This is a genomic window from Pseudomonas sp. P4_C3, from assembly GCF_056402075.1.
The window spans coordinates 1-5723 of sequence record NZ_JBFUIC010000264.1; the positions used below are offsets into that span (position 1 = coordinate 1).

A 5723-nucleotide genomic window follows, 5' to 3' on the forward strand; every position below is an offset into this window, starting at 1 on the left:
CTATTGCACCTGGGTCATGTCGGGTTGCGCGCTATTGCACCTGGGTCATGTCGGGTTGCGCGACCGAATGATGATGTTCAGGCTCCTCGTTACCACTGGCCAATGGCACTACCGGCGGATGCTGACGGTTGGTTTCTTCCTGCAGGAAATCGATGATGGACTGGACGGAACGCTCATCCAGCCGCAAGTTGGGCATCGGGATCCTGTTGTAGCGATCGAACAGTTCCATCGCAATCGGGTCCTTTTCCGCGAGCATGCGATCCGGTTCGCGGATCCAGCGGTTGAGCCAGGCCGGATCGCGCTGATGGGTCACGCCGATCAGGTCCGGGCCGATGCTGTGCAGGCCGATGCCCTGCCCGTCCAGCGGACCGAGGCTGTGGCAAGATGCGCAACGGGTGCGGAATAGCTCTTCACCATTGCTCGGCGGACGGATTTGCGGTGCATCGGCATAGCTTTCTTCCACACTGGGCTGTTTCCAGTTCTGCAAGGTATTGGCCAGTTGGTCGGCCAGAATCCACGGGTTTTCGAACGGCGAGGCTTTCATCCAGCGGCCCGTTGCCTGGTTGCCGACGATCAGGCTGAGGTTGTGGTCCTTGTTGCGCCCGTTATCGATGCCTTCGATGAACAGCCCCAGCTTCTTGCGCAGCTCGGTGACGTCGGCGAATTCCCCGGTGAGGAATTTCCACCCGGGCCCGACCTGGAAGCGTTGCGCATAGGCCTTGAGCACCTTGGGGGTATCACTCAAGGGGTCGATGCTGATGGAATAGAAGAAGACGTCCTTGCCGACCCGATCCCCCAGCAGTTTCTGCACCTGGCGCAGGCGCGCGGTTTCCAGGGGGCAGGAGTCGCTGCACGAGGTGAAGATGAAGTTGATCACCACCACCTTGCCTTTGATCATGTCATCGAAAAAACGCAGCTGCTGACCGTCCTGGTCGGTCAGCAGGGTGTTGGGGAAATAGTCGCCTCCCCACGGGGTGGCGGCTTCAACGACAGCGGGTTCGGCAGTGGATGCAGGAGCAGGTGCGGGCGTCGACGTCGGCTGGCTGGCGACCAGCAGCTGGCTGGCCAGCAAACCGGTCACCATCATCAGCACCAGGTGCATGCCCAAGGCTCGTGAGCGTGGTGAATGCAGCCTCATGTTCATCTCGACGCCCTCCCTGTTCAGGGTTTGACAACCACTTCAGGACCCGTCCTGTTGTGGCAACGGACCAGTGGCCGCCGGTGGAAACGGCAAGGACGCCGCCGGCGTGGCGGGGTCAGGTTTTGCCGGACCGAATGCTTCGAACAACAGCAGTTGTTGCGTGGATGGCTGCGCACCGAACAACGGGCTGGACTTGTTATTGTTGGGGTAATTAAAACGGGGCTGCACGGCGGGCGGCAGGACGCTCAAGGGCGTTAACAGTCCTGAACGCTTGAAGTTGTACTGCCCTTTTTTTTCCATCACCAGCCGCCTCGATGTCGTGATGGGGGTGATGGGGGTTCTGCAAGGACCTCGCCAATTATGTAATTTTCTTGTACAAAAGCACTAACACTTTACAAAACAATGACTTACCAATATCAATGTGCGATGACCGTGGAAATGACCGGGGATTGAAACCCAATATTGGGGGATAGTTCATCCCCGTTTTTTCAGGGGACCAGATTAAACAACAGACGGACAGTGGTGCCCTCGCCTTCACGACTATCCAGGGTCACCGCACCGCCAAAACGTTCCATGATCCGCTTGACCAGCACCAGCCCGACGCCCAGCCCGCTCTGCTTGGTGGTAAAGAACGGCCGGAAGGCCAATGTGCGCTGCTCCTCGCTCATGCCTTTGCCGGTATCGCTCACCTTCACGCTGACGCGCTGGGCATCGCGCGGCTCGATCTGGATGGTCAGCGTACCGCCGCTGTCCATGGCTTCCACCGCATTGGACAGCAGRCTGTTGAGGATCTGGGTCAGTTGCACCTGCTGGCTCAGGACCATGGGCGTTTGATCCGGTTCGAACACCACGTTGACCTTGGCCTTGCTGATCTGATGCTCGTAAGCCATCAGGCTGTCATGCAGTGCCGCCACCAGATTCACCGGTTCAGCTTCGTCATTGAGCGGTCGCAGGGACTGGAGCAACTCCCGTACCCATTTCGACATGCGATCGACCTGACCAATGATGTCGTTGATGTTCCCGTGTGCCGGACCGCTGTCGAACTCTATCGCCAGCTCGGCGCTTGAACGGATGTTCGCCAACGGATTGCGCAGACTGTGGGCGACCGCCGAGGACACCTCCCCCAGCGCCACAAAGGTCTCGTTGGTGATCAATTGCTTCTGCTGCGCCGCCAGCAGGATCGCCGCCCGCCGCACGATCCAGTACAGACCCAGGTAAATCAGACCGCCGCCCAGGGCGGTCGCCAGCCAGATCAGCACCAGGCCGCGCTCCATGCGGTTGATCAGGTCCTGCGGTTCCTTGTAAATCTCGACCATCGCCGTGACGGTGCTGCCATCGGCGTCGAACAGGGGAATGTAGTTTTCGATGAAGATGTACTTGGGGGGCTCCACGAACTTCTGTTCCATGCGGGATTTGTCCACATCGTGGTAACTGGTCGACACGGGAAGCCTGGAGCTGAACGCCCGGTCGAGGTCTTCATCGCCATGGATCGTGGTGCCCATCAAGGCCGGGTTGGTCGACCAGATCACCCTGCGATCGGGTGCATAGATGTTGGCCAGGATCACGTCCGGCAAGTTTTCGATATGGTCGAGGAAATCACCACGGGCACTGGCGCGGGACAGCGTGTCGACGTCAGGAAAGTCCTTGTCTTTTCGTGGGTCGAGCAACTCGCCCATGGTCCGGATGTTGGGAATCGACACATTGCGCACCTCGACCGAGGCAACCGCCTGAATGAATTGCGAGGTCAACAGTGCATCGCGCTGCACGCTTTCGGTAATCACGAACTGCGAGGACACCGCCCCCAGCGCCACCGCCACCGTGCCGATCACCGCCATGCTGATCAGCGAAAACCAGCGCAGCAGATCGAACGGCCGCTTGCGCGTGTTCAAGCGGGCTTCGCTTTCGGTCACAAGCACTTTGGTGATTGAGTTCATGGACACGGTTCCCGGAAACCCCCTATAGGTTTATAGCCCACTCATAGCCGTTTGCCCGAACCTGGGGACTGCGATTCCCCACCCTCCCCGCCGTCCTATCCACCCCCAATGTTGGGGACAGCTRCCTGTCTCCCAACCTCCCGGTCTGCGCCGCGACTGCGCCAACGCCTTTACTCCGGGGCTCTCCCGGGCGTTTTCGCTGATTGGTATGGAAGTTGCCAAACTCCCTGCCAACTGACCCATCCCCGAGGGGCAGGTACTTCGATAGAGGGAATACTCATGCACCCTTTACTGTGCAAAACCGCGACCGCCCTGGTCGTAGCCGCTCTAGCCCAAGGTATTGCCCAGGCAGCGCTGTTTGCCGTAGACCCCGGACCCTACCTGCCAGCAAATGGCAATTTCGCCGCCTGGTATCAGGACACCCACGGCCGAACCCTTGACCTGTGTTTATCCAAGGCTGTCAGTTCCAGCGTTGCCAGCGCGCCGGGCGCTCCGACTTACATGTGCTCGTTGATCCCGAACCCCGGTATTTTCGACGACACTCAACCGTTGGTCTTCCCGACCAATTTCCCCGACGAAGCGTTCTGGGCCACCGGCGAAACCACCATCGTCGATGCCGCCCGAGGCATCGACCTGACCTATGTCTCGGCGCTCGAAGCCGCCTTCAGTGGCGGCGATCCACTGGAGGGCGACCAGATCAGCTTCGCCCGTATCCGTATTCGCATCGATGTACCCGTCGCCGGCACCTATGTCATCACCCACCCCTACGGCGTCGAAGTGTTCAACGTCGACACCCCCGGCCGGCGGGCGATCAACATGACCCGGGACATCGGTTACGGTGAAATCCGCCGCCGGCGGCAGTGACACCGAGCCGGTCGTAGTCGTCGGCACTGCACCGGACACCGGCGCGAACCAGGCTCCGATCTCTGTCGCCGATACTGCCAGCACCAGCGTCGGCGTGCCGATCACCCTCAATCTGCTGGTTAACGACAGGGACCCGGACGGCAATACGCCGCTGAGCATTACCGCGCTGACCCAACCGGCCGCCGGCCAGGGCACCGTGGCCTTGAGCGGCACTACGGCGGTGGTCTACACCCCTCCCGCTGTCGTCAACGCGCCGTTGACCACGACCTTCACCTACAAGGCCCAGGACGCCAAAGGCCTGGCCTCGACGACAGCGGCAACCGTGACCCTCACCGTGGCGCCTAACCGGCCTCCGGTGGCAGTCGCCGATGCCGTCACGACACCGGGTGTGGCGATCCCCATCAACGTGCTGGCCAACGACACCGACCCGGAAGGCAACGTGCCGCTAGCGGTCGCCAGCTTCACTCAACCCGCGGCGGGTCGCGGCACTGTCAGCAGTAACGGCACGGTGCTCACCTACACTCCGCCGGCCACCGTCACCACGGCCTTCACCACGACCTTCACCTACATCGCCCGGGACAGCTTCGGCGCCCTGTCGACGTCGCCGGCCACGGTCACCGTGCAGGTCTCGCCACGGCCTGCTGTTGAAACCTTCGCAGTGACCACCGCAACGGTGAGTGCCCGCTCCAATAACCGCTTCACCTGGGACTTTGCCGGCACTTCATCGGTGACCACCGGCAACACCATCACCATCAAGGTGACCACTCCGACCGGACTGGTCACCCTGGGCACCACCACCGTACAGGGGAACGGTCGCTGGCGGTTGACGGTGAACAACACCACCACGGTCGTTCCGTCGGCGAACCCGACCGCCACCATCACCTCGTCCCAAGGCTCCGTGCGGACAGTGCCGGTGATCGCCAACTGAGCCCGCGCCCCATTAGCCACATTGGTTGATGGGGCCGGCTTCAACCCTATGGAAAACCGCGGCCTCAGGTGGGGGGCCGCGGYTTTTTGCCGGGTGCATTGATGGAAGCAATCCAGCGGTGGTCTGGCTGCCATCACTGGAGCGGTGCCCGACCAAGCTCAATCCATTGGGCTGGGACAACTGCAAGTGAATGGCTGGCTCGCAAGCCGCCATCGTCGGAACGCCGCCCGGAGCAGGCTCGCTCCCACATTGGGTCCCGGTTGTACCCGTTGTTGTGATCACTCAAGCCCCTGTGTGCGAGCATCCGAGGCGGCCTGGTTCTTCATGCGTGCGCATTTCCCTGCAGGAGCTGTCGAGTGCAACGAGGCTGCGATCTTTTGGCTTTATTACTTACAAACAAGATCAAAAGATCGCAGCCTTCGGCAGCTCCTACGCAGTGATACATCCGTGAAATCAGGTCGGCTGTCAGGCCGCCATCAAGCTCGCGATGGCGACGTGGCAGGCAACGTGGGTTTTTGAGGGTGTACATATCCATTTCTTCGGTCACGGCCACTTAGGGTTCCGCCCTTACGGCGGGTCACTTGGAAAAGCCCCAAGTAACCAAGGGCTCTTGCCCCTGACATTCGGTGCCTCGCCGTGGCTCGGCATGCCCTCGCTCCGGTCCTGCTCCGTGGGCCCGCCGCCATCGGCCATCCATGGCCCAGAGTGTGTCAAAACGCCAAAGCCAACCCTTGCTATGATTGCCCCGGATTTCATCGCAAGGGCTGCCCATGAAACGCTTCATTCAAGGTGAACACCGAGGTCAAAGGACCCTGCTCCCCGAGAGCCTGGACGATTACGTCAGCGACACTAATCC

The 5723-nt window shown here is 60.9% G+C and carries 4 protein-coding genes and 2 pseudogenes; 3 read left to right on the top strand and 3 right to left on the bottom strand.

All coding sequences use genetic code 11. The features are described 5' to 3' along the window. Positions 1 to 31: 31 nt before the first annotated feature. The 3 genes and pseudogenes from AC1DVH_RS25100 to AC1DVH_RS25110 all read right to left on the bottom strand — a co-directional run bounded on the left by AC1DVH_RS25100 (position 32) and on the right by AC1DVH_RS25110 (position 3075). Positions 32 to 1144, bottom strand: coding sequence for an SCO family protein (locus AC1DVH_RS25100; protein ID WP_477756086.1), 1113 nt, complete (start codon positions 1142 to 1144; stop codon positions 32 to 34). Positions 1145 to 1189: 45 nt separating this feature from the next. Further along, positions 1190 to 1387, bottom strand: a pseudogene (locus tag AC1DVH_RS25105) (hypothetical protein); the annotation flags it as partial. A 242-nt stretch (positions 1388 to 1629) separates the two neighbouring features. Further along, entirely contained in the window at positions 1630 to 3075 is a 1446-nt protein-coding gene (locus AC1DVH_RS25110; RefSeq protein ID WP_477756087.1) for a sensor histidine kinase, read from the bottom strand. A 279-nt stretch (positions 3076 to 3354) separates the two neighbouring features. Here AC1DVH_RS25110 and AC1DVH_RS25115 point away from each other — a divergent pair. From AC1DVH_RS25115 to AC1DVH_RS25125, 3 genes and pseudogenes are all read left to right on the top strand, one after another. Continuing rightward, positions 3355 to 3915 (top strand): annotated as a pseudogene (locus AC1DVH_RS25115) (hypothetical protein); the annotation flags it as partial. A 118-nt stretch (positions 3916 to 4033) separates the two neighbouring features. After that, positions 4034 to 4867: an Ig-like domain-containing protein gene (locus AC1DVH_RS25120; protein ID WP_477756088.1), complete on the top strand. Its 834-nt coding sequence runs from the start codon at positions 4034 to 4036 to the stop codon at positions 4865 to 4867. 770 nt (positions 4868 to 5637) lie between these two features. Further along, positions 5638 to 5723 (top strand): hypothetical protein (locus tag AC1DVH_RS25125; protein WP_477756089.1); only part of this gene is annotated, 86 nt, incomplete at its 3' end.